This window comes from Pleurocapsa sp. FMAR1, assembly GCF_963665995.1.
Taxonomy (GTDB): Bacteria; Cyanobacteriota; Cyanobacteriia; order Cyanobacteriales; family Xenococcaceae; genus Waterburya.
The window spans coordinates 2556792-2580224 of sequence record NZ_OY762512.1 but is presented as its reverse complement, the minus strand read 5'-3'; the positions used below and the strand labels follow the sequence as shown (position 1 = coordinate 2580224).

The window sequence follows — 23433 nt, the reverse complement described above, 5'->3', positions numbered from 1 at the left end:
GTATTTTGTCTCAATTTTGCAGAATGGAACTAACTAATTATAAAAAAGATAAATGTTTATTCAAGTTAATATTAGGATATTATAATTATCCTTTTTTTTGTCAACCAATAATTATAGTTAAACATCAAAAATGATGGTTAGAGCTAGATTACTGATTTTGTTCTAACCAAATCTGACAGGCATAATGTAATTCTTCTCTCTCTTTAGTGCTGATACCTTCTGGATCGAAACAATAGCGGTAGTGTAGCCTAATAATTGAGTCAAGATTGTCGAGATTGTCGAGATTGTCTGATGTATCAGGATTATTTTTCACTCTTAAGATCCAGTCTTGCCAAGTTTCAGCGCGATCGCGTTTTATACCTAGTTTATTTAATCTTTGCTCGATGAGATAGATTTCTGAGTCTGCACCAATGCTTATCCCAACAGAGTTTTTTTGGTTGATTCTCTGGATGGTTAGATGTCTTTTTTGTCCTTGGTTAATAAATCTGCTCAGAACCAAGGCGATCGGCAAAGCCAGTATCCAGATATACTTTAATTTTCCTGCACTTTGGAAAATGACCAGTATTTGAGAGAATTTAAACCAAATTAATGAGCCTAGATCCTGAAGATATTGCCAATTAGATGCAGCATTATCTTCCATCGCTCTCCAAGCAGAGGGAGTTGTATCAAAAGCTTGCCATTCACCGTTAATATATACCTGCGTCCAGGCATGAGCATGACGACTACGGACTATGTACTGTTGCTCTAGACTACTTAATTCATGAACAGAATAGCCTACAGCATAACGAGTTGGTATTCCTACTCCTCGTAATAGCAAGGCAGTGGCGGTGGCAAAATATTCACAATGTCCTGAGCGATGACTTAATAAGAAAGCCGACAAAGGAGTTTTATTGTGTCGCTGGCGCGCTAATTCTAAGGAATAATCAAACTCAAGATTAAAAAATTGATTAACGGTGTTTAAAACTTCTTGAGGTGATTGGTTAACTAAGTTTAGTTCGGTGATAATTTGATTAATAGCAGGTTTTTCCGCGTCTGTTATTTGTAGGTCTTCTGGTGTAGGAGGACTATCCCCAGATAAATCAGGATCGTATTGAACTTGATAAGACAACAGACTCTGGTTGCTAAATATTTGTACCGTACCATATTGGTTTTGTTCAATTTTTTCCACAGGTAATTGAGCCAGCCCAAAGCTATAGTCAGGCAGTTTTAGTAAACTTTGACCATCCTCGATATTTTCACTGATGGTTAATTTTTTAGCTTGAGCAGATTTAGCTTGAAGCTGCCAGGTATTAACATCTTTTCCTGGTTTAACAGGCTTAAATTCAGCTTTAGCTGCACCCCAAAACCCAGATGTATATCTGTTATAGGTAGCTCTACGTAATAGCTGGGGAGGAATTTGTCCTGGTGCGGGTTTGACTCGCAATACAATTTTATTTGACTGTTTAACTGAGCCAATATCGCCTATTGCCGTACTAACTTGATTAGGATCTGTTTTGGGTCGATAATAACCATACAAAAACCTAGCTGTGTTTTGTGACATCGCTATTTGCAAACGGTGTAGTCCTATATGTCCGACTGTACCCAAAGCTGTTGCTAGCAACAATAATATTAAAAATAGCCAAGCAGAATATCTTGGGGAGCGAATAGAATTTAGGGCAAAAGTAATTAAAATGACTATGCCAAGATAAAAAGATAATTCCCGAACATTGGCAGCACTTGCAGCCAGGATACAAATAGCAAAATAAGGATAGGTCAAGTCCAAAGCAAAAAACTGTTGCTGATTAGCTTGCTCCTTAAAAAATAAAAGTGCATGAAGATCGACGCGATCGCTGGTAGAATATGCCTGAGCAATCAATAAGGGTGAACAAATTACAGGTAGCCACTGAAAAAAGCTAAAAACTAACTTCAAAGAGCGATCGCTAATAAATAGGTAAATTAACACTCCCACTAATAGCACCGTGCATAGATGAGAAAAGGTGCGGAAATTGGCGGTAGTAAAAACCCACCGCCAGTTGATATAGCTAGAGCCTTCATAAATAATTGCCAAAGGAATAGCGATAATCCAAAAACCCGTCTGCCAACCCCAAAATAATATTGTTGCACCGAGTAAAAATGGTGGTAGTTTCATGAGAAAAAACAGAGGTTGAGGTTAAGACGTTAAACAACTATTTCGCGCCAAGACGCAAAGATGCAAAGAGATCATAAAGATGTCTTAATTTAAAGAAGGTACACCCGATTAACGATTAACAAAAACCAAGGTTTTAAAACGTACCTCATTCAAATAAGAACCGCTATAAGATATTAACCTCTGATTTTTTTCTTTTTTCTGCGTAACGACAACGAACTAATTTGTAACGTAAGCTTGCTGAATGCTTATTAGATTTCTTGCATGAATATATTTTTTCGATACTATTTTTAAATTCCTGACCTCTGACTAGCTGCGGTGGGTAAACCTTGCTCACCTCTGACCTCATTCTCAACCAATATTTTTGATTCGTGCAGGAGGTCTATTATTTAGGGCTGTTTTTAAATTAAACTCTTTACAAAATAGGACAGAAACTGGTTAGCTGGAGGATGGTTTAGAAAGTATTTTTAGATTAAATTTTTATTGAAGCAAGAGGGCTGATATTTTGGGTGTAGAACTTCGTAGTTATGTATATTTAGACAGGTTACAATCCCAGCACGCAGCTTATATTGGTACAGTGGCATTAGGTTTTTTACCCCTACCAGGAGATGCTTCTTTATGGATTGAAATTTCTCCTGGGATTGAAATCAATCGTATTACTGATGTTGCTCTCAAGTCGGCGGTAGTTCGTCCAGGAGTCCAGTTTGTAGAAAGACTTTATGGATTATTAGAGATTCATGCTAGTAATCAGGGGGAAGTTAAAGCAGCCGGTAGAGCTATTTTAGAAACATTAGGGGTAAAACAAAACCAAGGTCTAAAGCCTAGAGTTGTTTCTAGCCAAATTATTCGTAATATCGATCCTTACCAAGCACAATTGATTAATCGTGACTGTCGTGGACAGATGTTACTTGAAGGACAAACCCTATATGTCTTAGAAGTCCAACCAGCAGCCTACGCAGCCCTAGCAGCTAACCAAGCTGAAAAAGCAGCTTTGATTAATATTCTCAAGGTAACCTCAATAGGCAGCTTTGGCAGACTATATTTGGGAGGAGAAGAACGAGATATTATTGCAGGATCGGCAGCAGCCTTAGAAGCAATAGAAAATATTAGCGGTAGAGAAACCTTGACTGCTAAGAAAAGCGAATAGCTAAAATAATAATTTTGACGGTTAGACAAGCTGCTTAGGAAGCAGCTTGTCTAACCAGCGTGTTGACCAGAATAATAATCGAAAAAGGCGATCGCAGGTGAGTATTTAAGTGGCAAATTTTGAACATCTAACCAAATTAAAACAGGGAACAAATAATTGGCTCAATTGGCTAGATAGTCATGGACAAATAGAAATTGATTTAATTAACGCCGATCTTCACGGGGTTAACTTGCCAGAAGTATATTTAGTTAAAGCTAATTTAACTGGCGCAGATTTTACTAACGCTCAACTAAGTAAAGCCAACCTTACAGGAGCAAACTTAAAAGAGGCAGAATTAATTAATGCTAATCTCCAAGCAACAAACCTAACTGGAGCAGATTTACACTCAGCATATTTAATTGAAGCAGATTTAGATCAAGCAAACCTGATTGGGGCAGATCTGCGGTTTGTTAAAGGGCGAAGTGCCAATTTTAGTCGGGCAAATTTAATTGGTACTTCTATTCGACAGGCACAGCTACGTCAGGCGAACTTTATGCAGGCAAAGCTCAACCGTGCCAATCTTAGTGAAACAGATTTGGCTTGGGCTAGTTTCGATCAGGCAGATCTATCGGGTGCCAACTTTTTTGAAGCTGAGGTACAGTCAGCCAGTTTTTATCAGGCCAATCTTTTTCGAGTTAGCGCGATCGCCACTCATCTAAGCCATAGCTATTTTTTGGCTAGCAATCTGGCACAAGCAAGTATGTCTCGATGCGATTTACGCTGGGCAAATTTAAGTTACGCTAATCTTTCCAGCGCAGATTTACAGCAGGCTAAGTTACGCGGGGCATATTTAACCAAAGCCAACTTAAGTCACGCCAACTTAAGTCACGCCAACCTCAGAGGTACGAATTTAACCAAAGCCAATTTAATGGGGGCAAATTTAACAGGAGCAGATATCGAAGATACGGTTTTTGATCGAGCGATTCTCACCAAGACAATTATGCCAGATGGCACAGTCCACCATTGAGCAAACTGTCGAGGGCGAGCATTTAACATTTTTTGGTTTTAATTCTGGTGGTTTTTAAAATTGAAAAGAGAATTTTAGCTAATTCATCGGCATTTTGATAGATACTGTCAAAGGATTTTATGTCTATGTAACCAGTGTCTTTTAATAGAGACAGCCAATATTTTGTCTCTAAAGTTTCCTTATAAGCTATAGATATTTTTGCTGAAAAATCTGCTGGAGATATTGCTCCATTAGCCTCTGCAACATTAGCTCCAATCGATGTGCCACTTCTTAATAATTGTTTAGACAAAACATACTCTCTTTTGCTTTCAATCAAATACTTATAAGCATTAACAATTCTGATAGCAAAGCAATATGCCTTATCATAAGTAACATTATTTTTGTCCATCTTTAGAATTGTTCAATGTTCAATGATTAATGCTCAATGTTTATCCCATCCTTCTATTCCCAATGTTTTAGGCGATAGCAAAAGATATTCGCTTTGCTTTTGGCGATAGCGAGATAAACGTTTGCGAGATTTCAATGTTTCTCTTGCAATATATTTAAACCATTTATGTACATTACCACCTGAACTATAGCCCTCTATCAAAGCCTCTTCAGCAATGTCTAGTAAAATTTGTACCAAATCCGCAGCAAAAATTTCTAAGTAACGATAGTGTACGTTAGACTCCTCTCGCCAATGAGGCAATGTTTCATCTCCTACTCCCATGTTTCTTGCCAATTCAATTAGATCATAATGATCTGTATACCAGATATTTTCATAATCCATGTCAGGAAAAATATTGGCTTTACTGGCAAGAATATCGATCAGACTGATAATAATGTTATTGATTTTATTTTGTTCGGCAGAAGTATAGCGTTCTTTGACTACGGCTCGTAACATCTGTGCTATTTCGCCATATCTCTTTTGAGCGATCGCACAAGCCTGGGAATAGTCTTGATTTGCTAACTGAGTAAACTTGTCCTGTTGAGTTTTGGGTAATTTATGATGTCTCTCTCTGGCTTTATCTAACTGGTGGTTATGAGTAGTTCCAGCCAAAAAATTAGGAAATAATTTGATTAATAACATAGGTTAAATAGTGTTGCTAAATACTTCTGACAATGAAAGTGAAAACTTGAATTTATCTGGTTCGATCTAGCTATGTTTTAAAATCATTACTCAGCTAAAAGCGATCGCAAATGATTTCGATCGCATTCTTGAAAGATCTACGTCCTTAATTTAAAATCCTGGTTTAGTCTGGATGTCACTTGGCTATAATTTGCTAGACTAAAAATTATGTCTTAGTTCCTTCGTACTATATAAAAAATCCATGAGTCTTAACGTTGTCAATTTAGTAGGTCGTGCTGGTGCTGCACCTGAGATTATTCACTTTCAGTCAGGTTCAATGCTGTGTAAGCTTCCTTTGGCTGTTAATCGTCGTAGTCGCAATAGCGACCAGCCAGACTGGTTTAACCTCGAAATTTGGGGTAAAACTGCGGAAATAGCGGGAAACTATGTTCAAAAAGGCAAGCTAATCGGCATTCAAGGTTCTTTAAAGATTGAAACCTGGACAGATAAAAATACAGGCGGACAGCGATCGCGTCCCACTATTAAAGTCGATCGCTTAGAATTATTGGGTTCAAAACGAGATAATGACTCTGATGCGGTAAGTGGATACCCAGAGTAATTCATTTATCAGTTATCATTTACCATTTACCAATTGACGAGGCTGGGGAGATGGGGAGTTGGAGAGATGGTGACAAGTTAATAAATAGCGATCGCCTGTGTTTCCTGGGCTTATTTGTAGCTGCGGTGTTTCTTTATACTTCTGGTTTAGGAAATTTGCCTCTAAGGGATTGGGATGAAGGCATTGTGGCGGGAGTAGCACGTAATATTTGGCGTGCTTCCCCTGGAGAATATACTTGGCTTTATCCTACGATTAATTACGATCAGCCTTATTGGAACAAACCGCCCTTAGTACATTGGCTAATTGCCTTTTCTTATCGCTCATTTGGAGTAAGTGAGTGGAGTACTAGGCTATTTCCTGCTTTGCTGTCAGCTTTAGCTGTTCCTTTGCTTTATAAGATTAGCAGAGAAATTTTCTCATCTCATTTAGCAGCAATTTTTTCAGCTTTAGTGTATTTGACTCTTTTGCCCGTAGCCCGTCATGGTAGATTAGCTATGTTAGATGGGGCGATCGCCTGTTGGTTTTGTCTGGCGATCTGGTGTCTATTACGAGGACGCAAATCACCTCGCTGGTTATTAAGTGCAGGCTTGGGAATTGGTTTAATCTGTCTGACTAAAGGCATCATGATGGGAGTATTGCTAGGGGGAATTGCTATTCTCTTTATCGCCTGGGATAGTCCTGGCTTATTAGGTAGTTCTTATTTATGGAGTGGTTTAATTTTAGGAGTCACTCCAGCGATCGCTTGGTATATACTTCAGTATCTACACTACGGGTCAGAATTTTTGGGAATTAGCTTAGGTACACAAACCTTTAACCGCATCTGGAAGCCTGTCAACAATGCCTCTAGCCCTCCCTGGCATTATCTTTTGGAAATTGCTAAATATAGCCTTCCTTGGCTTATTTTTGTACCTATGGGGATTAAATTGGCGGTTGAGAATCGCCATCAAACTTGGAGCAAATTAGCTTTAACCTGGAGTGGAGTTTATCTGCTGGCTATTTCTCTCATGAGAACTAAATTACCTTGGTACGTTATACCCATCTATCCTGGATTATCGTTATTTATTGGAGCTAGTTTAAACACAGCTTGGCAAAAAAAACGCTCTCCTTACTCTTGGAAGATTTGCTTGAGTTTGGTTGCTCTAATCTGTTGGGTAGGTAGCGGTATATATGCCTGGGGTTATTTCAATTCAGGTTCAAATTTAGATTTAACTATAATTTTATTGATAGTAGCTATTAGCTCAAGCATTGCTGCTCTTCTACTGTGGCGATCTTCAGCATATTTTATTCCTGTAACAATTGCTAGTTTTTATCTTGCTCTGTTGCTGTTATTTAATTCAAATGATTGGCTGTGGGAATTAAATGAAGCTTTTCCCGTTAAGCCTGTTGCTGAAGTGATTAAAAAAAATACACCTCCTCGACAATCTATATATACTGCTTACCCCAACTTTCGTCCCTCTTTAGAATTTTATAGCGATCGCGTTTTCACTCCCGCTTCAGATGATAAATTACAGCAATACTGGCAACAAAATCAGCCTGTATACCTTCTGGTAGATCGAGATGCTATCGAGCGATTAAATTTAAAACCCTATAAAACATTAGGGAATGAGCCAAATGATGTAACATGGCAATTGATTACTCAGACTGATTACTGATGAAAGATGTAGGAACAATTCGCGAATTGCCCCTACAACATGATTACTTTATAATTAAACTTAAGCGACTGTGGATTTAAAATATGCTTTTGTGCATGAATGGTTAACTCCCAAGGCGACAGGGGGTTCGGAATTAGTGGTCAAAGAGATTTTGCAATATATCGATGCGGATCTCTACGCTCTAATTGATTTTGAATCTGTTAACCCCGAAAGCTATCTTTATCAAAGAAAAATAGGCACTACATTTCTGCAAAAGTTTCCCCAGGCTCGTAATGGAATCCAAAAATATTTACCTTTGCTGCCCTTAGCAATTGAGCAATTAGATCTAAATGACTATGATATAATTCTTTCTTCTTCCCACGCAGTAGCCAAAGGAGTTCTGACTAATCCTCATCAACTACACATTTGTTATTGTCATACTCCAATGCGCTATGCTTGGGATCTAACCTTTGATTATCTAAAAGGCGATCGCCAAGGAAAAGGAATCAAAGGCATAACTGCCAGGTATATCCTGCACCGTCTGCGTCAATGGGACGTTATTTCGGCAAATCGAGTTGATTACTTTATTGCTAATTCCAACCATACAGCCAAGCGTATTTGGCGTTGTTACCGTCGTTCTGCTAAAGTAATTTATCCTCCAGTTGAGTTGGAAAAATTTGATTTCCAGCCAGAAAAAGAAGACTTCTATCTGACAATTTCTCGACTGGTAAGCTATAAACAAATATGCTTAATTGTTAAAGCATTTAATCAATTGAAAAAACCCTTAGTAATTATTGGAGAGGGACCGCAAATAGAAGAGATACGTCAATTAGCTCAATCCAATATTCAAGTGCTAGGTTGGCAACCCCATAACATTGTTCAAAAATACATAACCAAAGCTAAAGCTTTTGTTTATGCAGCTTGTGAAGACTTTGGAATTGCTCTAGTAGAAGCGCAGGCTTGTGGAACACCAGTAATTGCCTATGGAAAAGGAGGTGCTTTAGAAACAGTCAAAGATATTCGGCAAAATCCTCAAGATGGTACGGGTTTGTTTTTTGAGGTTCAAAAACCAGAAGCTTTAGTGGCGACGGTCAATAATTTTGAAAAACTGCAAACTCAAATTGAGCCAGAAAATTGTCGCTTGCAGGCAAACAAGTTTAGCTCAACAATTTTCAAACAATCCTATCTAAAATTTATCGAAGATTGTTGTCAAGAATGGGAGTATTCTGATTAAAACTATAAAGTTACTGTTTATTTAACAATAATCTGTTAATTAAGACTTTATAGATTTATTATTGGAAAAGTGGTGTGATGTGTGAAGGAGTAAGATGACTGCTAACAGCCAACTTATTTCCGTCAAAGTAGTACAGGGATTCGTTAGAAAAGGTTTTCAATCTTTTCTCAATCTTTATAGGTTGAATTTATCTTTCCCTATTTTGGACGGAAATTTTATAAAACGTCTATTTGATATAGTATTTGCTTTTTTTATTCTCATTGTATTTTCTCCCTTGTATTTGATTTTGATGGCGTTAATTGCCCTCAATTCCCAAGGACCAATTTTCTATGTTCAACAAAGAATTGGTAAAAACCATAAGCCTTTTAACTGTATTAAATTTAGGACGATGGTTGACAATGCAGACGAAGTTCTAGAAACTATGATGCAAGATTGCGATCAGATGCGTCATGAGTTCCAATCTAGTTTTAAGCTGAAGCGAGATCCTCGAATTACTAAAATTGGTAAATTCTTACGCTTGACGAGTTTAGATGAATTTCCTCAATTTTGGAATGTGTTAAGAGGAGATATGAGCGTAATTGGACCAAGACCTTTAGTTCCTGAAGAATTGCCTAAATATGGTCGTAAAATTAATACTGTGCTGACAATTAGACCAGGAATCACTGGTCTTTGGCAGGTGTCTGGTAGAAATGATATTCCTTATCCTAAAAGAGTAAAAATAGATGTATATTACGCTACTAGCCATAGCTGGATACTCGATCTCTGGATTGTTTATAAAACTATCGGCGTAATTGTTTTTCCTAAAAATAATGGTGCTTATTAACTCCTAAAAAACAATTTAGGGGGTTTGCCCTCTGCCCTCTGTCTTCAAAGGGCAAAGCCCTGATGAAATTTAAGTTTAATAGTTACAAGTTGTTAGCTAGCTGTTATCTCTAATCGGAATTAAATTAACCTAATCAGTATTGAATAAAATTTTATACTACCTTTTATGAATCCGATTACGTTTTTGACTCTGATCGCAGGACTAGTATTGCTGGTAGTGGGTGCAGAATTCTTGGTCAAGGGTGCATCAACGGTTGCTGCTGTTCTTAAAATTTCTCCACTAATTATTGGGCTGACTATTGTAGCTTATGGAACTAGCGCGCCCGAAATGTCGGTTAGCGTCATGTCTGCCTTGAGAGGACAGGGTGATATTGCCATGGGCAACGTAGTTGGTAGCAATATCTGCAATGTCTTGCTAATTTTAGGCTTATCGTCAATTGTTACTCCACTAATTGTCACTAAACAAATAATTCGCTCTGATGTGCCAATTATGATTGGTGTTTCATTGCTGCTATGGATGTTTTGTTTAGATGGTGAACTTAGTAGGGTAGACAGTCTGATTTTGTTTGTTGGTGGTATTGTCTATACTCTTTCCTTGGTTTATCAGAATAGTAAGCAAGATGCAGAGCAAGATGAATTTGCCGAAGAATATAGTTTTTCTGGCACAAGTAGCCCTATTCTATGGATAAAAAATATTGTTTTTATCTTGGGCGGTTTAGCATTATTAATCTTAGGCTCTCGCTGGCTAGTGGAATCGGCAGTGACAATTGCTCGCAGTTTTGGGGTGAGTGAATTATTAATTGGCTTGACAATTGTCGCCCTGGGAACATCTTTACCAGAACTGGCTACATCTATGGTGGCTAGCTTTCGGGGAGAACAAGATATTGCTGTGGGAAATGTCTTAGGAAGTAATATTTTTAATATTTTAGCGGTACTAGGTATTGCAGGGATAGTCGCACCAAATGGGATTAGTGTTAGCAATAGCGTAATCGAGTTTAACGCTCCTGTGGCGATCGCCGTCGCTTTTGCCTGTTTGCCAATTTTTTATTCGGGAAAAAAAATTGATCGTCGCGAAGGCGTTTTATTTTTATTTTATTACCTAGCTTATAATGCTTATCTTATTTTAGATGCTCTTAATCACAAAGCTTTAACTGTATATACCAACATTATGCTTTTTGTGGTTATACCTTTAACCATTATTGCCCTAATTGCTATGGCAATTATTGAGAAACGTAAACGGGCAGAGAGAAAAAATTCTACCTAAAGACTGGTAGTTCCCCACAGGGCAAGCTTCTATTCAAGTAGTAAGTGAGAAACTTTGTAGTTATTCTCAGCGATCGCTTAATCACTTAATTAGTATTATTAGCTACGGTTTAAATATTATGATAAGAAAAATATTTATTTAGGAGGGTTCATGTCCTCAGACAACGTTAAAGTGTGTCCAGTTTGCCAAGTCCAGATTAAAAATGATCGCGAAGTAATCTTTAGTAGTGGTCAGCCAGGCGATCGCACTAGACTCTGGGCAAGAGTCTGTAAATATGTTGCCGAGCGCCAAGAAGGCTGTATTAATCAAGACACCAGTAAAATAGAGCCGATTAAACCTACTGATAGCTATAAACCAGCGAAATTTGAGCAACGAGATTCAACAATGAACAATGAACAATGAACAATGAACAGTTGATAATTACTGATTAAACAGTTAGGGCAGTTAGACGAGCGACCCCATAAAGGGAAACCCCTGGCTGCCTGACACAAGTAGCTAAAAGAGTCGAAATGCGGTCAGAAAAAAGAAAAGGTAGAGCAATTATGGGAAGCTGAAAATGAATAGTTTTAGCCTTATATTCCATGTCAAGATCTACCCCTCTTTATCATCAACTGCTGAGTCTACTGAGTCAAGATTCCACATACAGAGATTTCAGGCAGATCAAAGCGTTAGCTTGGATGATCAACGCGCTGATATGTAGCAGCAAAATTAACCTTAGTGAGTGGGAATCTTACGTGATAAGTAGGGCGAACCAAGCACAGAGTATTGAGCGAAGATGGCAAAGATTCGTTCATAACAGTCGAATTAAAGTCAAATCTCTGTATGTACCTCTAGTAATGGCGGCAATTAGTAACTGGAGTGGACAACGCCTCTATCTGGCACTGGATACAACAGTTTTATGGAATCGATACTGCATGATTCATCTTTCTGTGATTTGTGGTGGTAGGGCAATTCCTTTCTTATGGAAAGTAATGGAACATAAAAGTTCAACAGTAGCATTCAAAGAATACAAAACCATGCTGAAATTTTCACGTAGATTACTCCGCAAGTATCCTGATGAGATGCTTCTAGCTGACCGAGGTTTTGCCAACCATCAGTTGATGAATTGGCTCACCACTAGTCAATGGCACTATTGTCTACGCTTACCCTGTGACGTAACTATTCAGGGGGCAAGGAGACATCCTATTGAACTGAAATATCTTTATCCGCCAAAGTCAGAGGCGATTTTGTATCACAATGTTGGACTATGGCTCGATGGAGAATGCCGAAGCAACTTTGTCTTAGCCAATGTCAAGGGGACAAAAGAACCTTGGGCTGTTATTACTGATGAAGACCCGACTCTACAAGCTTTATGGCAGTAGGCTCTAAGATTTCGTATTGAAGAATTATTTTTAGATTCTAAATCTGGAGCTTTTCAATTGGAAGAATCTAAAATTGCCAGACAGCCCGTTGCGCGGGTTTCCCGCGTTGAAGGGACTGTCGAGGTCGCGATCGCAAGGCATTGGAACGTTTATATTTGGTGGTAGCCTTAGCACTTTTATTTGCGACTACTCATGGCATGACAGTTCAATTGAAGGGACTTAGAAGTCAAGTAGATCGGCATTGGGAGAGAGGTTTAAGTTATCTCAAAATTGGGATCAGATGGCTCAAAGGAGTTTTACATAAAGGTCGTAGTTTGTTTGACCCTACACCTTTATTTTCTCAAAATACTTTGCCCTGTTTTGCATCTTCAAAGGCTAGAAGAAAATACTATGATGCCATTTCGTTTATCAGAATTTCGGAATTAAAGTGCTTAAGAGTTTAACTGTCCTCAAATAAATGTGTCAGGCAGCCAGGGGTTCGACAGTTCCTTCAAGTCGGCATAGCCGCCCACCCTCGGCAATAGCTTCAACGCGGGGAACCCTCGCAACGCTTTGCCTCGCAACGGACTGGCTTGGGAATGCGCGAGGGGGACAGTTAGGACATTGGGAATAGTCTTTTATCCATGGGCAATTGTTTTTACTAAGTACATGGACAGAAAGAAGTACAGTTAATTATTACTGACCTTTGACCTCTGACCTCTAACCTCTGACTTTAAGTATTGACGTTGAATTTAATTTTGTCCAACTACTTGGATTACTGCTCTTACTGAATGTGTCTGTTACTAATTACTAGTCACTCACAGATAGTCAACTTAGAAATAGTTTATAAGAAGGGTTGGTGCTTTCATCCCAATAACGGTAACCTAGGGAATTAAGAAACTGTTGCCACTCTGGCATTTCATTAGGCGGAACTTGCATACCTACGGCGATACGTCCGTAGTCAGCACCATTATTACGGTAGTGAAACAAACTGATATTCCAGTTAGGACTCATGCAGTTAAGAAACTTTACCAATGCCCCTGGACGCTCAGGAAACTCAAAGCGATATAGTAGCTCGTTATTAGCTAAAGGCGATCGCCCGCCCACCATGTGACGCAGGTGCATCTTAGCCAGTTCGTCATCGGTTAGATCGATTATTTTAAATCCTTGAGCTTCAAAAGCTGCGACAATTTCTACTGCGTCAGCGCGGTTTTGAATTTGTACCCCCACAAAAATATTAGCTTTGCTATCATCGGCAATGCGATAGTTAAATTCAGTTAGGTTTCGCTTGCCAATACACTCACAAAAGCGACGAAAACTGCCTCTTTCTTCGGGGATAGTGACAGCAAAGATGGCTTCTCGTCGTTCGCCAATTTCTGCTCTTTCTGAGACAAAACGGAGACGATCGAAGTTCATATTTGCACCGCAGGCGATCGCCACTAGAGTTTCTCCTGTGATGTTTTCTCTTTCTACATAGGCTTTTGCTCCTGCGATCGCCAATGCTCCTGCTGGTTCTAAAATAGAACGAGTATCCTCAAACACATCTTTGATCGCAGCACAGGTATCATCCGTACTTACCAAAATAATCTCGTCTACATAGTCCTGACACAGGCGAAATGTTTCCGCGCCTACTTCCCTTACCGCTACACCATCGGCAAATAAACCAACTTTTGGCAAACATACCCGATAACCAGCCTTTAAAGATTGAGACATAGCATCGGCATCAACGGGTTCAACGCCAATTATCTTAATTTCGGGGCGTAATCGCTTAATGTATGCCGAAATTCCGCCAATTAAGCCTCCACCACCGATCGCTACAAAAATAGCATGAATCGGCTGTTGATACTGCCGTAAAATCTCCATGCCGATTGTTCCTTGTCCTGCTATCACATCAGGATCGTCAAAAGGATGAATAAAAGTCAAACCTTTCTCTGCACACAATTCTTTAGCATGGGCGCAGGCATCATCATAAGTATCCCCATGCAAAACCACATTCGCGCCACGGGCAATTACTGCATTTATCTTTACTTGAGGAGTAGTGATAGGCATAACAATAATAGCCGTTGTCCCTAATTGTTTCGCAGCTAATGCAACCCCTTGAGCATGATTTCCTGCCGAAGCTGCGATCACTCCCTGTTGTAAAATATCAGTAGATAATTGCGCCATTTTGTTATATGCACCCCGCAGCTTAAAAGAAAACACAGACTGCATATCTTCTCGTTTCAAAAGTAGTTTATTTTCCAGTCTGGTAGAAAGATTGGGAGCATATTCTAGAGGTGATTCTTGAGCCACATCATAAACGCGGGCATTAAGAATCCTCTCCAAGTAATCGGATTTCATTGGCGGGATGGTTATGTAAAGATAATCTTAGATCTTATCAAAGTTTATCAATTCGGCGTTGCTGATTGTAGCTATGAAGCTCATCGTATTACTATTTGTAGTAAAGCAGTGCGGTCTTTGCAAGCGGAAATGCTGCTTCGCAAGCGGAAATGCTGCTTGCGGTGGGGGCTTCCCACATGAGCAACTGCTGAACCCGAAGGGCTGTCAGCTTTTTAAGCACCGAAACAAACATTAGTTCAACATTTATGTTTCGATTTAGCAACGCCATCAATTCAAATGTAATATCTTGATTCAATAACACCCTTACTTATTACCTTCTGCTTCCTTGAAATTATATTTATAAAAAATCAAAATACTACTGATCAAAAAGCCAATGATAAAACCGAAAAGATGACTATGGAAGCTCACTTGAGGTACCAGATTATCAAAAATAAACTGGACTAAAACAATTAAAATTACCTGCCATAAGCGACGTTTGGCAGTAGGAGAGTATCTTTTGCGTAACCAGATATGAAGCGAAATTGCCAAAATTGCGCCCATCAAACCCATGATGGCAGCCGAAGCACCAACCAGAAGAACATTGTCCAAACCCAATCTAAAGGACAATAAAGAAAATGTCAGCATCGAGCCAACACCGCTAAAAAAGTAAATAGTCAAATAAGATTTAGAACCGAGACTTAATTCAACTAAACGTCCTAAAAAGAACAGAGATAACATATTAGTCGCTAAATGAATTGAGTTATAGTGCAGAAAATTAGCCTCAATTAATCGCCACCATTCACCCGCCAGAACTTTTTCAGGAATTAATGCACCCAAATATTCTAAAGTAACAAGATTTTCGCTGCCTCCAAATTTTATTTCTAGACCATATACCAAGATATTTAAAGCGATTAAAATATAAGTAGTATGGGCTATACGGCGATCGCTATTTTTCATGAAGTAAATAATAAAATTTATATTAGCTTATAAATTAAAACTGCCTCAACCGATATTTCTGATTAGTGCAAGAGATCTAAAGTAGTTACCATAGGTAAAATACCCGTGTTTTAGTTTTAATAAATGTAAAATGCCTTTGTTGCGTCTAGTAGCTTTGTTTCTTGGTCTTAGTCTAATTTTGGGGCTATCGATCTGGCTGGTGACATCTTTGTCTCACCTATATATGCAGATCTCATTTACTGCACCAATTCTAGCTAACTTGTTGCTGCTGCTGGTCATAGTCTTGATTGGCTCAATGATGGGCGGATATATTTATTACGTTAACAAATACACCAGAAAGGGATCTAGGCGCAAGAAAAGCAAACGCCAGGTAATCAAAGCCAGAATACCCGAAGAAAAAACTCAGGTAGCTGCCCAAAATCTTCAGGCTTTAAGACAGCACGTAGGAAAAATACAGGACAAAATTGCTCAAAAAGCCCTATTAAATAAATCTCAGCAGATTGAGGCAGATTTACAGCGGGGAGAAGTTAAAGTAGTTATTTTTGGTACAGGATCGGCAGGTAAAACCTCTTTAGTAAACGCTTTAATCGGCGAGATCGTAGGAGAAGTTAACCCCATTATGGGGACAACTACCAAAGGAGAAACCTATAGCCTCAAGCTGCGAGGGGTGGGTAGAGAAATATTAATTATAGATACTCCTGGTATCTTAGAAGCGGGAATAGCAGGGACAGAGCGAGGAGAACTAGCCAGACAGTTAGCCACAGAAGCAGATCTACTAGTATTTACCGTTGATAACGATTTACGACAGTCAGAATATGAGCCTCTAAAGATACTGGCAGAGATTGGCAAGCGATCGCTTTTAGTATTTAATAAAACAGATCTCTATACTGATGAAGATCGCGAAATAATCTTAGGAAGACTTAAAGAAAGAGTAAAGCCTTTTATTCCTCCTAGTGACGTTACGGCAATCTGTGCTAACCCTCAACCAGTGCAGTTACCTACTGGCGAAATCATCGAACCCAGCGTGGAAATTCTACCTTTAATCAAAAGGCTAGTGGCGGTATTACGCGCAGAAGGAGAAGATTTAATTGCCGATAATATTTTGCTTCAATCCCATCGTTTAGGAGAAGAAGCCCGCAAAATAATAGAAAATCAAAGACGTAGAGAATCAGATAAAATCATCGATCGCTATCAATGGATTGGTGCAGGAGTCATTGCCGTAACTCCTGTTCCCGTAGTAGATATGCTGGCTGCTGCTGCCGTTAATGCGCAGATGGTAATTGAAATTGGAAGAGTCTATAATGTGGAGTTGGATTTTGAACAGGGTAAAGAATTAGCTTTGTCTTTAGGCAAAACCCTAGTAAGCTTAGGAGTCGTCAAGGGCGCAGTGGATATTCTAGCTAAAGCCCTACAGTTTAATGTTGCTACCTATATTGTGGGCAAAGCTATTCAGGCAGTCTCGGCCGCTTATTTAACTCGCATTGCTGGTAAAAGCTTTATTGAGTATTTTAGACATAATTTAGATTGGGGTGATGGAGGAATAACTGAAGTTGTGCAGCAGCAGTTTCAACTTAGTCGGCGGGATGAATTTATCAAATCCTTTGTACAAGATGCAATCTCTAAAGTAGTTCAACCTCTATCTGAAGCCTGGGGCGAGGAAGATCTTGAAGAAATGGAAGAGGCACAGAAATTAGAAGTGGTTGAGGAAATGGCGGCACAGCTTGAAGATGATTGGTAAACGAGCTTTATATTTTATAGCAATCGAACTATAGATTAGGACATCTATAAAAACCCTTTGTGCCTTTGCGTCTGTCTTGGTGAGCGTTCCCTTGCGTCTTTCGCCGACGCGGGGTCTCACCGCTTTGCGAGAGATAAAATTCATTGTCTTAACCTTTGTTTCGACTACTTAATTTTCTTCTTGCCGATAAAAGTTATCGTGAAAAAGCTGGTAACACTCGCAGGAAACATCTTCTAAAGCTTGGTTATCCAAGATATTAATCTTGCCACGGGAGCAATGAATTAAGCCTGCCTTTTGTAAAATTCCCGCTGCTATGGTCACCCCAGAACGACGAACTCCAAGCATATCACCAATGAATTCCTGAGTCAGTGGTAGCTTGTCAGATTGAGTTAAATCTCGAACAGTCAGTAGCCAACGAGCAAGACGTTCTTCGATTGTGTGATGGCGGTTACAAACTGCTAGTTGAGCAACCTCTTTTAGTCTGGTATCGGCATAGAGAAGCAACTGCTTTTGCAATTCTCCTCCGCGATCAAACTCCTGTTTTAAAACCTGGGCAGATATTTTTATCCCACCATTTGGCACTTGAACAACAGCACGGCTATGACTCAAGTTACTGCCAAAAATAACTGGCAGCCCCACCATTCCTGTACCGCCAACCAAACTAACCTCAGTAGTCGAACCGTTGCTTAAAATAGAAACTAGAGAAATTAGTGCCATCTTAGGAAAATAAACGGTTTCAATCTTTTCTGAGGCTTCGTAGAAGACCGTTCCTACAGAAAGAGAAACAGAGTTTAAGTGAGGCTCCAAACGTTGATATTCAACCTCTGGCAAAGCTGCAAGCAGACGATTAGCAGAACGCGAACGATCTTGAGGCATAGAAAGTCTCCTTCTAATTGTACTGTTGCTGAAAAATGCCAACACTACAATTAGAAAAACAAATTTTCTAATTTAACATCGTTAGTTTTCTTTAACAAGTTTAGATGATTATAGTATGTCTATGATAACCATTTAGATCAAAACCGCTCATTATGCAGACGGTAAAGCACAAACTCGCTAATTAATCATTTTTGGTTAACTAAACTGTATTTCGCTCAATTCTGAATTTGTCTGAAAATTGCATATTTGCATGATTTGGGAATGTAGGCTGGTAATATCGAAAGGCTTGATGATTGTTCCTTCAGCTAAAGTAGTTTCTAATTCAGAAAGTATCTTAGCCTGAGTCATAGCTGTCATAAAAATGATGGGAATCGAACAGGTAAACAGATTAGACTTCAAAACCTGACAAACAGTTAATCCATCCAAATCTGGCATGATAAAGTCTAACAGAATAACATCAGGTCGTTCTAATTCTGCCTTAGTAATCCCTTCTACTCCATTAATCGCTGTTAATACTTCCCAATCGGAGTTCATTTCTAGGGCAATTTCGACTAGTATTCTATTATCTTCGTTATCGTCAATAAGTAGCAGCCGTCTAGTATACATTTTTAAAAACCGCGAGCTTAAATTGTGCTATCTAAATTAATTGTAGCGAGTTCATATTTTATTTATGTACGGTTCAAAACATAACCAAAAATTTGTTTTACTTTCTTAATAGCAATTACTAGCAAAGACTAAATTATATCCCTTTTTTTAGGCGGAGTATCGCTTACTTTAAGTCCCTTGAAACAGACTTGATATTTTGCGGTGCGGCGAAATTGATATCGTTGCCTAAGTCCTGACATATTTATTGTAGTCATTCCCTGGATCGAAGAAGAGGATTAGGGATATGCTGAATTGTTAAGCGATCAATGGCGAAATAAGTAAGGCAAATAACCGTTTGCCCTGAAGCAATGGCAAAATCTAAAACTAAAAATGTCTCCGTAAAACAATTAACGGCTGCTCAACGACAAGCTTTAACTCAATTAAAGTCATTTGTTAAAAGTGACGAAAGTATCTTTCGCCTGAGTGGATATGCAGGGACAGGTAAAAGCTTTTTAATTTGCCATTTTATCGAGTGGCTTCGAGCTAAAAACTTGGAGTTGGTAGCAGCAGCACCAACAAATAAAGCAGCTAAAAGCCTAATGCAGGTGGCAATGTCTATGGGTGTTAGTATCGAGGTCAAAACTATTGCCCAATTACTAGGTCAACAGCCAGAAATTAATGAAGAAACTGGCTTAGAAGAATTTACTTCCATGGGAGAAGCAAAATTTGACGATTATGGAGTGGTGATCGTTGATGAATTTTCGATGATCAATCGTAGTAACTTTGAAGAAATAGTTAAGGCGATCGCTTTAACTATAGATACTAAAGTGGTGTTTGTAGGAGATGAATCACAATTACCGCCCGTTAAAGAAAACGAGCCTGTAGTTGCCGTTTCCGACTATATTGACAGAACATTTACCCTAAACGAAATTGTACGTTATGAAGGTGAAATAGCCGTAGTTGCTGAGAAGATTCGCAGTGATGCTCGATATAATCGCCTTATTTATCCTTTTAAAAGCAGCGAAGATCGGACAATTATCTGTCAGCCGAGAAAGCAATGGTTAGATACAGTAGTTGAATATTTTCAGTCTGATGATTGCAAAATTAACCCTGATTATGCCAGATTACTAGTTTGGCGCAATAAAACAGCAAAATCTGCCAATAAATTTGTGCGATCGCGTTTATGGGGTCAAGATGCACCGCTTTATGTACCAGGAGATAGGTTAATTGCCAAAAAACCCTTATTTCGTTCTCGTCCTGGGCAAAAAGGTAAAAATAAGTGGGGTGTGCTAATTAATAATTCTGAAGAATGTTCTGTTATTGAATCAGCATCAATTAAACAGCTTTCTTTTGACAAGGTAGCTTATCAATATTGGTCAGTACCAGTCATGACTGATGCTGGGTTTGAAGTGAATTTATCTATCTTAACCGAGGAAGGAGAACAGCTAAAAAATGAACAGTCTAAATATTACGTAGAAAAAAAGCAGTGGAACAAATATTTCGATCTATCACGGATGTTTGACGATATAACTTACGCCTATGCCTTGACCGTCCATAAAGCTCAAGGCTCTAGTATAAATTATGTCTTTTTGGACACCGAAGATATGCAAAATTGTCCAGATTTACAGAAGATGCTTTATACCGCCTTAACTCGCGCCAAGGTAAGAGCCTTTATACCGATTAATTAAAGTACTTTAGCATTGTATTTTTAATCGTATATTATGAGGTTGTGCGATCGCTTTAATCTCTGCATGAGATCACAGAAATAGGTTTTAGCTTGAGTTAGCTTTGAACAACAAATATAAAGTCTGAATAAAGCAAATATCAAGGTTTAACTATGAATAATTTAACTGTTCTACAATTTTGTCAGCTAGAAACTTTAAAAACCGATCTTGATTTCTTAATTAATTCTGAATGTGAATGTCAAGAAAGAATTGAAGGTAATTTAACAGTGCTTGAACTTAAAGATGCTGAAGGAAAAATAGTTCAAGAATTAATTTTAGTGGTTTAAACTAAAGCTTTTTATAATCATTTTTTTGCAAAATTGTATTATTTTAATCCCAGCTTCTTACGTAGTTCTGTTGCACCCATAAATAGCAATGGTGTGATAATTAAGCCTGTGATAATTAAGTGCAGAGGAAAGTGAAAATAAAAATACCAGAGAATTAAAACCCCATAAGTGGAATCCATGTGATCGATGAAATAAAATATTTTACTGCTTTCATCTCCAGGAGGTATTTCTAAACGTCGCTTGACAAAAGAATTAGGTAATTCTGATAAGTTAAAAATAAATCCTACTAATAAGCCAAACTCTAAAAGATTAAAATTAGAAAATAAAATTGCTGATTGAGGTAAGGTAGGAATGAAAATTTCAATGGTATTTAATAAATAAACGCTCGCTACCATTGCTATGGGTAAACTAATCAATCCCCGCCACTTTTTGTTTGCTCCAAACCATTGTGTTTGAATAGGAATATTTAACGTTTGGAACAAACTAGTTTTCCATAAAAAAGATTCAATTACGCCAGCAAAAAATAGGCTAAGAGCCAGCCAGAGTAAATTTAGAGTATCTGGGATAAAAAATTGTGTCCAGCCCATCATAGATTTTAAAAAACAGCTTTAATTTTAATTTGAGCGACTATAACTAGAAGCATTTGCAGCCCAAATTTTTGTAATTGCGCCCAATTCAGGGGGGGTAGTTGAAAATATCCAAGATGGTACTAATGGATTTTTCTATACTCCAGGCGATCGCCTTAATTTTACTAATAAACTTAAAACGCTAATTGAAAATCCTAGTTTAAGGCAAAAATGGGCGATCGCGACTAAACAATTATCAATGACCAATCCACCGTCAGTTATCAACAGCTAACTAATAACTAACAACTAATAACCAGATTAATCGCTAAAAAATTGTCCTGCTAAATCTGTAATATCAGTATCGGCTATTTTTGACTGTTGCCACTGCGCTACTGTATTTAAGCTGCCGTCAAGGAACATACTTTGACAGGTGCGACGCTGTATTTTACCGCTAGAGGTTTTAGGAATGCTGCCTGTTTTAAGTAAAGACACGGCAAAGACATTAGCCAGGTTTTGTTCGCCCACTGCCAGACGAATTGCGCCGATGACTTCTTCAGCATTAAGATTTCGTAAGTCAGCACGATTTATTTCCTGGGCAATTACTAATTGTTCTTCCCCGCCAACTTCCACACTAAAGGCTGCACCATGATTAGCACGTAAGGCAGGATGACAAGTCTCTACTGTTTCTTCGATGTGTTGGGGATAATGATTACGTCCCCAAAGAATCATCATTTCTTTGATGCGTCCAGTGATATATAGTTCCTCGTCTTTTATAAAGCCAAGATCTCCTGTGCGAAGGTAGGTTTTATTTGGTTTGTTAGCTAATGTTGCTTGAAAAGTCGCTGCTGTTTGTTCTGGTTTTTGCCAATATCCTTTGCCAATTCCTGCCCCCGTTACCCAAATTTCCCCTACCTGATTATTTTTACACTCAGTTTTTGTTTCGGTATTAACAATAATAATTTCATCCCCTAGCCAAGTATGACCACAGCTAACTACGGCTTTTGAGTTAGGATAATCTGGCGTTACGGTGACAACTTTGTCTTTAGTTAGGGCTGTTTTATCTAGGTAAGTAACTTTAGGACGTTCTGCTGCATTACCACCCGTGATAAATAATGTGGCTTCAGCCATGCCATAACAGGGATAAAAGGCTTCAGGTTTAAAACCGCAGGGTTTGTATAGTTCAGCAAATTTGGCGATAGTCTCTGCCCTTACAGGTTCAGCACCAGTAAAAGCTACCTGCCAATGACTAAGATCTAGACTAGCTCGCTGCTCATCAGTAATTTTTTGACACAATAAGTCATAGGCAAAATTTGGACCCCCACTGGTAGTAATCTGGTATTTAGACAACGCCTGTAGCCAAAGAAAAGGCTTTTGTGCCAGAGCAATAGGAGACATTAGCACGGCGGGTAAACCTGTATACAAAGGCTGCATCACGCCACCGATTAAACCCATGTCATGAAACATCGGTAACCACATCAAAATTTTAGTGCGATCATGGTGTCCAAAAGACTGATAAATAACCTCTGAATTGTGCAGTACGTTGCCATGAGTCACCATCACGCCTTTAGGATCTCCTGTTGAACCAGAAGTGTATTGTAAAAAAGCTAAGGTATCGCCGTTGATATTTGGTTTTTGCCACCCAGATGCTAAATTCAAATCAACTTTATCGCTAGCAATCCAGGGTAAAGCCTTTAGCTTTAATGCCATGCCAGGATGAGCAACTAACTGTCCTTTGACGCGATCGGCAAATTCTTGGGTGGTTAAAATAATTCCAGCTTGACAATTGTCGATCCGATCTTGATACTGGCTAAGAGATTTAATATGTTGTCGGGGATAGTCAGTAACGGCAATCACTCCAGCATAGAGACAACCCAAAAAACTAGCGATAAATTCTAAACCAGCAGTGTAGGGATAGACTAACAAAGCTCGATCGCCTGGTTTGACTTTAGAGAGGAGTTGAACAGCGATCGCCTTTGCCTGGGTATCTAATTCTTGGTAAGTACAACTACCCGATTCTTTCTCTCCATCGGCTAAAAATGTATAGGCGGTTTGCTTGGGTTGGTGTACCGATCTATTAAGTAGAACATCTACTATGGTGGAATTGATTACCATTCGTTTATTATTTTTTAAACAATGACTGTAAGA

At 38.7% G+C, this 23433-nt stretch carries 24 protein-coding genes and 1 pseudogene; 14 read left to right on the top strand and 11 right to left on the bottom strand.

The genetic code is table 11. From position 1 onward, the window contains the following. Window positions 1-148: 148 nt before the first annotated feature. Window positions 149-2128: a transglutaminase-like domain-containing protein gene (locus SLP02_RS12465; protein ID WP_319420978.1), complete on the bottom strand. Its 1980-nt coding sequence runs from the start codon at window positions 2126-2128 to the stop codon at window positions 149-151. Window positions 2129-2630: 502 nt separating this feature from the next. On the opposite strand from SLP02_RS12465, the gene SLP02_RS12460 reads away from it, so the two are divergent. Beyond that, entirely contained in the window at window positions 2631-3272 is a 642-nt protein-coding gene (locus tag SLP02_RS12460) for a hypothetical protein (RefSeq protein WP_319420977.1), read from the top strand. A gap of 109 nt (window positions 3273-3381) precedes the next feature. Then, window positions 3382-4278: a pentapeptide repeat-containing protein gene (locus SLP02_RS12455; protein WP_319420976.1), complete on the top strand. Its 897-nt coding sequence runs from the start codon at window positions 3382-3384 to the stop codon at window positions 4276-4278. 22 nt (window positions 4279-4300) lie between these two features. Here SLP02_RS12455 and SLP02_RS12450 read toward each other — a convergent pair whose 3' ends face one another. Continuing rightward, entirely contained in the window at window positions 4301-4666 is a 366-nt protein-coding gene (locus SLP02_RS12450) for a four helix bundle protein (RefSeq protein WP_319420975.1), read from the bottom strand. A gap of 33 nt (window positions 4667-4699) precedes the next feature. Beyond that, a complete protein-coding gene (locus SLP02_RS12445; protein ID WP_319420974.1) occupies window positions 4700-5347 on the bottom strand; it encodes a hypothetical protein in 648 nt (215 codons plus the stop codon). 241 nt (window positions 5348-5588) lie between these two features. Here SLP02_RS12445 and SLP02_RS12440 point away from each other — a divergent pair, with 241 nt between their 5' ends. From SLP02_RS12440 to SLP02_RS12415, 6 genes are all read left to right on the top strand, one after another. Then, the gene (locus SLP02_RS12440) at window positions 5589-5945 is read left to right on the top strand and encodes a single-stranded DNA-binding protein (protein WP_319420973.1); all 357 of its coding nucleotides are present in this window, start codon (window positions 5589-5591) and stop codon (window positions 5943-5945) included. Window positions 5946-5995: 50 nt separating this feature from the next. Continuing rightward, window positions 5996-7597, top strand: coding sequence for an ArnT family glycosyltransferase (locus tag SLP02_RS12435; protein ID WP_319420972.1), 1602 nt, complete (start codon window positions 5996-5998; stop codon window positions 7595-7597). A gap of 70 nt (window positions 7598-7667) precedes the next feature. Further along, window positions 7668-8810, top strand: coding sequence for a glycosyltransferase (locus tag SLP02_RS12430; protein WP_319420971.1), 1143 nt, complete (start codon window positions 7668-7670; stop codon window positions 8808-8810). Window positions 8811-8904: 94 nt separating this feature from the next. After that, on the top strand, window positions 8905-9633 hold the full coding sequence (locus SLP02_RS12425; protein ID WP_319420970.1) for a sugar transferase: 729 nt from the start codon (window positions 8905-8907) through the stop codon (window positions 9631-9633). Window positions 9634-9798: 165 nt separating this feature from the next. Continuing rightward, window positions 9799-10896 (top strand): calcium/sodium antiporter, encoded by a 1098-nt coding sequence (locus SLP02_RS12420; protein ID WP_319420969.1) that lies wholly within the window; start codon window positions 9799-9801, stop codon window positions 10894-10896. A gap of 150 nt (window positions 10897-11046) precedes the next feature. Continuing rightward, complete coding sequence (locus SLP02_RS12415) at window positions 11047-11298, top strand: hypothetical protein (protein WP_319420968.1); 252 nt, start codon at window positions 11047-11049, stop codon at window positions 11296-11298. A 25-nt stretch (window positions 11299-11323) separates the two neighbouring features. Here SLP02_RS12415 and SLP02_RS12410 read toward each other — a convergent pair whose 3' ends face one another. Then, the gene (locus SLP02_RS12410; RefSeq protein WP_319420967.1) at window positions 11324-11479 is read right to left on the bottom strand and encodes a hypothetical protein; all 156 of its coding nucleotides are present in this window, start codon (window positions 11477-11479) and stop codon (window positions 11324-11326) included. On the opposite strand from SLP02_RS12410, the gene SLP02_RS12405 reads away from it, so the two are divergent. Next, on the top strand, window positions 11478-12257 hold the full coding sequence (locus SLP02_RS12405) for a hypothetical protein (RefSeq protein WP_319420078.1): 780 nt from the start codon (window positions 11478-11480) through the stop codon (window positions 12255-12257). The two genes, SLP02_RS12410 and SLP02_RS12405, sit on opposite strands and share 2 nt — an antisense overlap. A 158-nt stretch (window positions 12258-12415) precedes the next feature. Then, on the top strand, window positions 12416-12700 hold the full coding sequence (locus SLP02_RS12400) for a hypothetical protein (RefSeq protein WP_319418699.1): 285 nt from the start codon (window positions 12416-12418) through the stop codon (window positions 12698-12700). A gap of 364 nt (window positions 12701-13064) precedes the next feature. Here SLP02_RS12400 and ilvA read toward each other — a convergent pair whose 3' ends face one another. The 3 genes from ilvA to SLP02_RS12385 form a co-directional block, all read right to left on the bottom strand. Then, on the bottom strand, window positions 13065-14576 hold the full coding sequence (ilvA, locus tag SLP02_RS12395; RefSeq protein WP_319420966.1) for a threonine ammonia-lyase, biosynthetic: 1512 nt from the start codon (window positions 14574-14576) through the stop codon (window positions 13065-13067). Window positions 14577-14667: 91 nt separating this feature from the next. Further along, window positions 14668-14871, bottom strand: coding sequence for a hypothetical protein (locus SLP02_RS12390; protein WP_319420965.1), 204 nt, complete (start codon window positions 14869-14871; stop codon window positions 14668-14670). An 8-nt stretch (window positions 14872-14879) separates the two neighbouring features. Next, complete coding sequence (locus SLP02_RS12385; protein ID WP_319420964.1) at window positions 14880-15512, bottom strand: rhomboid family intramembrane serine protease; 633 nt, start codon at window positions 15510-15512, stop codon at window positions 14880-14882. A 130-nt stretch (window positions 15513-15642) separates the two neighbouring features. Here SLP02_RS12385 and SLP02_RS12380 point away from each other — a divergent pair, with 130 nt between their 5' ends. Beyond that, window positions 15643-17250, top strand: coding sequence for a YcjF family protein (locus SLP02_RS12380; RefSeq protein WP_319420963.1), 1608 nt, complete (start codon window positions 15643-15645; stop codon window positions 17248-17250). A 168-nt stretch (window positions 17251-17418) separates the two neighbouring features. Here the strand turns inward: SLP02_RS12380 and SLP02_RS12375 are convergent, their stop codons facing one another. Together SLP02_RS12375 and SLP02_RS12370 are read right to left on the bottom strand one after the other, a co-directional pair. Then, entirely contained in the window at window positions 17419-18126 is a 708-nt protein-coding gene (locus SLP02_RS12375) for a Crp/Fnr family transcriptional regulator (protein WP_319420962.1), read from the bottom strand. A gap of 195 nt (window positions 18127-18321) precedes the next feature. Continuing rightward, entirely contained in the window at window positions 18322-18732 is a 411-nt protein-coding gene (locus SLP02_RS12370) for a response regulator (protein ID WP_319420961.1), read from the bottom strand. Between the two features lie 347 nt (window positions 18733-19079). On the opposite strand from SLP02_RS12370, the gene SLP02_RS12365 reads away from it, so the two are divergent. Beyond that, window positions 19080-20399: an ATP-dependent DNA helicase gene (locus tag SLP02_RS12365; protein ID WP_319420960.1), complete on the top strand. Its 1320-nt coding sequence runs from the start codon at window positions 19080-19082 to the stop codon at window positions 20397-20399. A 149-nt stretch (window positions 20400-20548) separates the two neighbouring features. Beyond that, the gene (locus SLP02_RS12360; protein WP_319420959.1) at window positions 20549-20722 is read left to right on the top strand and encodes a hypothetical protein; all 174 of its coding nucleotides are present in this window, start codon (window positions 20549-20551) and stop codon (window positions 20720-20722) included. A 38-nt stretch (window positions 20723-20760) separates the two neighbouring features. On the opposite strand, the gene SLP02_RS12355 is transcribed toward SLP02_RS12360, so the two are convergent. Then, window positions 20761-21309, bottom strand: a complete 549-nt coding sequence (locus SLP02_RS12355) for a CDP-archaeol synthase (RefSeq protein ID WP_413467371.1) — start codon at window positions 21307-21309, stop codon at window positions 20761-20763. A 58-nt stretch (window positions 21310-21367) separates the two neighbouring features. On the opposite strand from SLP02_RS12355, the pseudogene SLP02_RS12350 reads away from it, so the two are divergent. Further along, window positions 21368-21580 (top strand): annotated as a pseudogene (locus SLP02_RS12350) (glycosyltransferase); the annotation flags it as partial. Between the two features lie 26 nt (window positions 21581-21606). On the opposite strand, the gene SLP02_RS12345 reads toward SLP02_RS12350, so the two are convergent. Continuing rightward, window positions 21607-23400 carry a fatty acyl-AMP ligase gene (locus tag SLP02_RS12345; RefSeq protein WP_319420957.1) on the bottom strand — a complete coding sequence of 598 codons (1794 nt, stop codon included), beginning with the start codon at window positions 23398-23400 and terminating at the stop codon, window positions 21607-21609. Between the last annotated feature and the right edge of the window lie 33 nt (window positions 23401-23433).

Coding starts and splice junctions, on each gene's coding strand:
- SLP02_RS12465 (WP_319420978.1), bottom strand. CDS start 2,128: ATGAAACTACCACCATTTTTACTCGGTGCAACAATATTATTTTGGGGT.
- SLP02_RS12355 (WP_413467371.1), bottom strand. CDS start 21,309: ATGGGCTGGACACAATTTTTTATCCCAGATACTCTAAATTTACTCTGG.
- SLP02_RS12380 (WP_319420963.1), top strand. CDS start 15,643: ATGCCTTTGTTGCGTCTAGTAGCTTTGTTTCTTGGTCTTAGTCTAATT.
- SLP02_RS12405 (WP_319420078.1), top strand. CDS start 11,478: ATGTCAAGATCTACCCCTCTTTATCATCAACTGCTGAGTCTACTGAGT.
- SLP02_RS12435 (WP_319420972.1), top strand. CDS start 5,996: ATGGGGAGTTGGAGAGATGGTGACAAGTTAATAAATAGCGATCGCCTG.
- SLP02_RS12445 (WP_319420974.1), bottom strand. CDS start 5,347: ATGTTATTAATCAAATTATTTCCTAATTTTTTGGCTGGAACTACTCAT.
- SLP02_RS12385 (WP_319420964.1), bottom strand. CDS start 15,512: ATGAAAAATAGCGATCGCCGTATAGCCCATACTACTTATATTTTAATC.
- SLP02_RS12425 (WP_319420970.1), top strand. CDS start 8,905: ATGACTGCTAACAGCCAACTTATTTCCGTCAAAGTAGTACAGGGATTC.
- SLP02_RS12410 (WP_319420967.1), bottom strand. CDS start 11,479: ATGGAATATAAGGCTAAAACTATTCATTTTCAGCTTCCCATAATTGCT.
- SLP02_RS12420 (WP_319420969.1), top strand. CDS start 9,799: ATGAATCCGATTACGTTTTTGACTCTGATCGCAGGACTAGTATTGCTG.
- SLP02_RS12375 (WP_319420962.1), bottom strand. CDS start 18,126: ATGCCTCAAGATCGTTCGCGTTCTGCTAATCGTCTGCTTGCAGCTTTG.
- ilvA (WP_319420966.1), bottom strand. CDS start 14,576: ATGAAATCCGATTACTTGGAGAGGATTCTTAATGCCCGCGTTTATGAT.
- SLP02_RS12440 (WP_319420973.1), top strand. CDS start 5,589: ATGAGTCTTAACGTTGTCAATTTAGTAGGTCGTGCTGGTGCTGCACCT.
- SLP02_RS12360 (WP_319420959.1), top strand. CDS start 20,549: ATGAATAATTTAACTGTTCTACAATTTTGTCAGCTAGAAACTTTAAAA.
- SLP02_RS12370 (WP_319420961.1), bottom strand. CDS start 18,732: ATGTATACTAGACGGCTGCTACTTATTGACGATAACGAAGATAATAGA.
- SLP02_RS12365 (WP_319420960.1), top strand. CDS start 19,080: ATGGCAAAATCTAAAACTAAAAATGTCTCCGTAAAACAATTAACGGCT.
- SLP02_RS12415 (WP_319420968.1), top strand. CDS start 11,047: ATGTCCTCAGACAACGTTAAAGTGTGTCCAGTTTGCCAAGTCCAGATT.
- SLP02_RS12345 (WP_319420957.1), bottom strand. CDS start 23,400: ATGGTAATCAATTCCACCATAGTAGATGTTCTACTTAATAGATCGGTA.
- SLP02_RS12450 (WP_319420975.1), bottom strand. CDS start 4,666: ATGGACAAAAATAATGTTACTTATGATAAGGCATATTGCTTTGCTATC.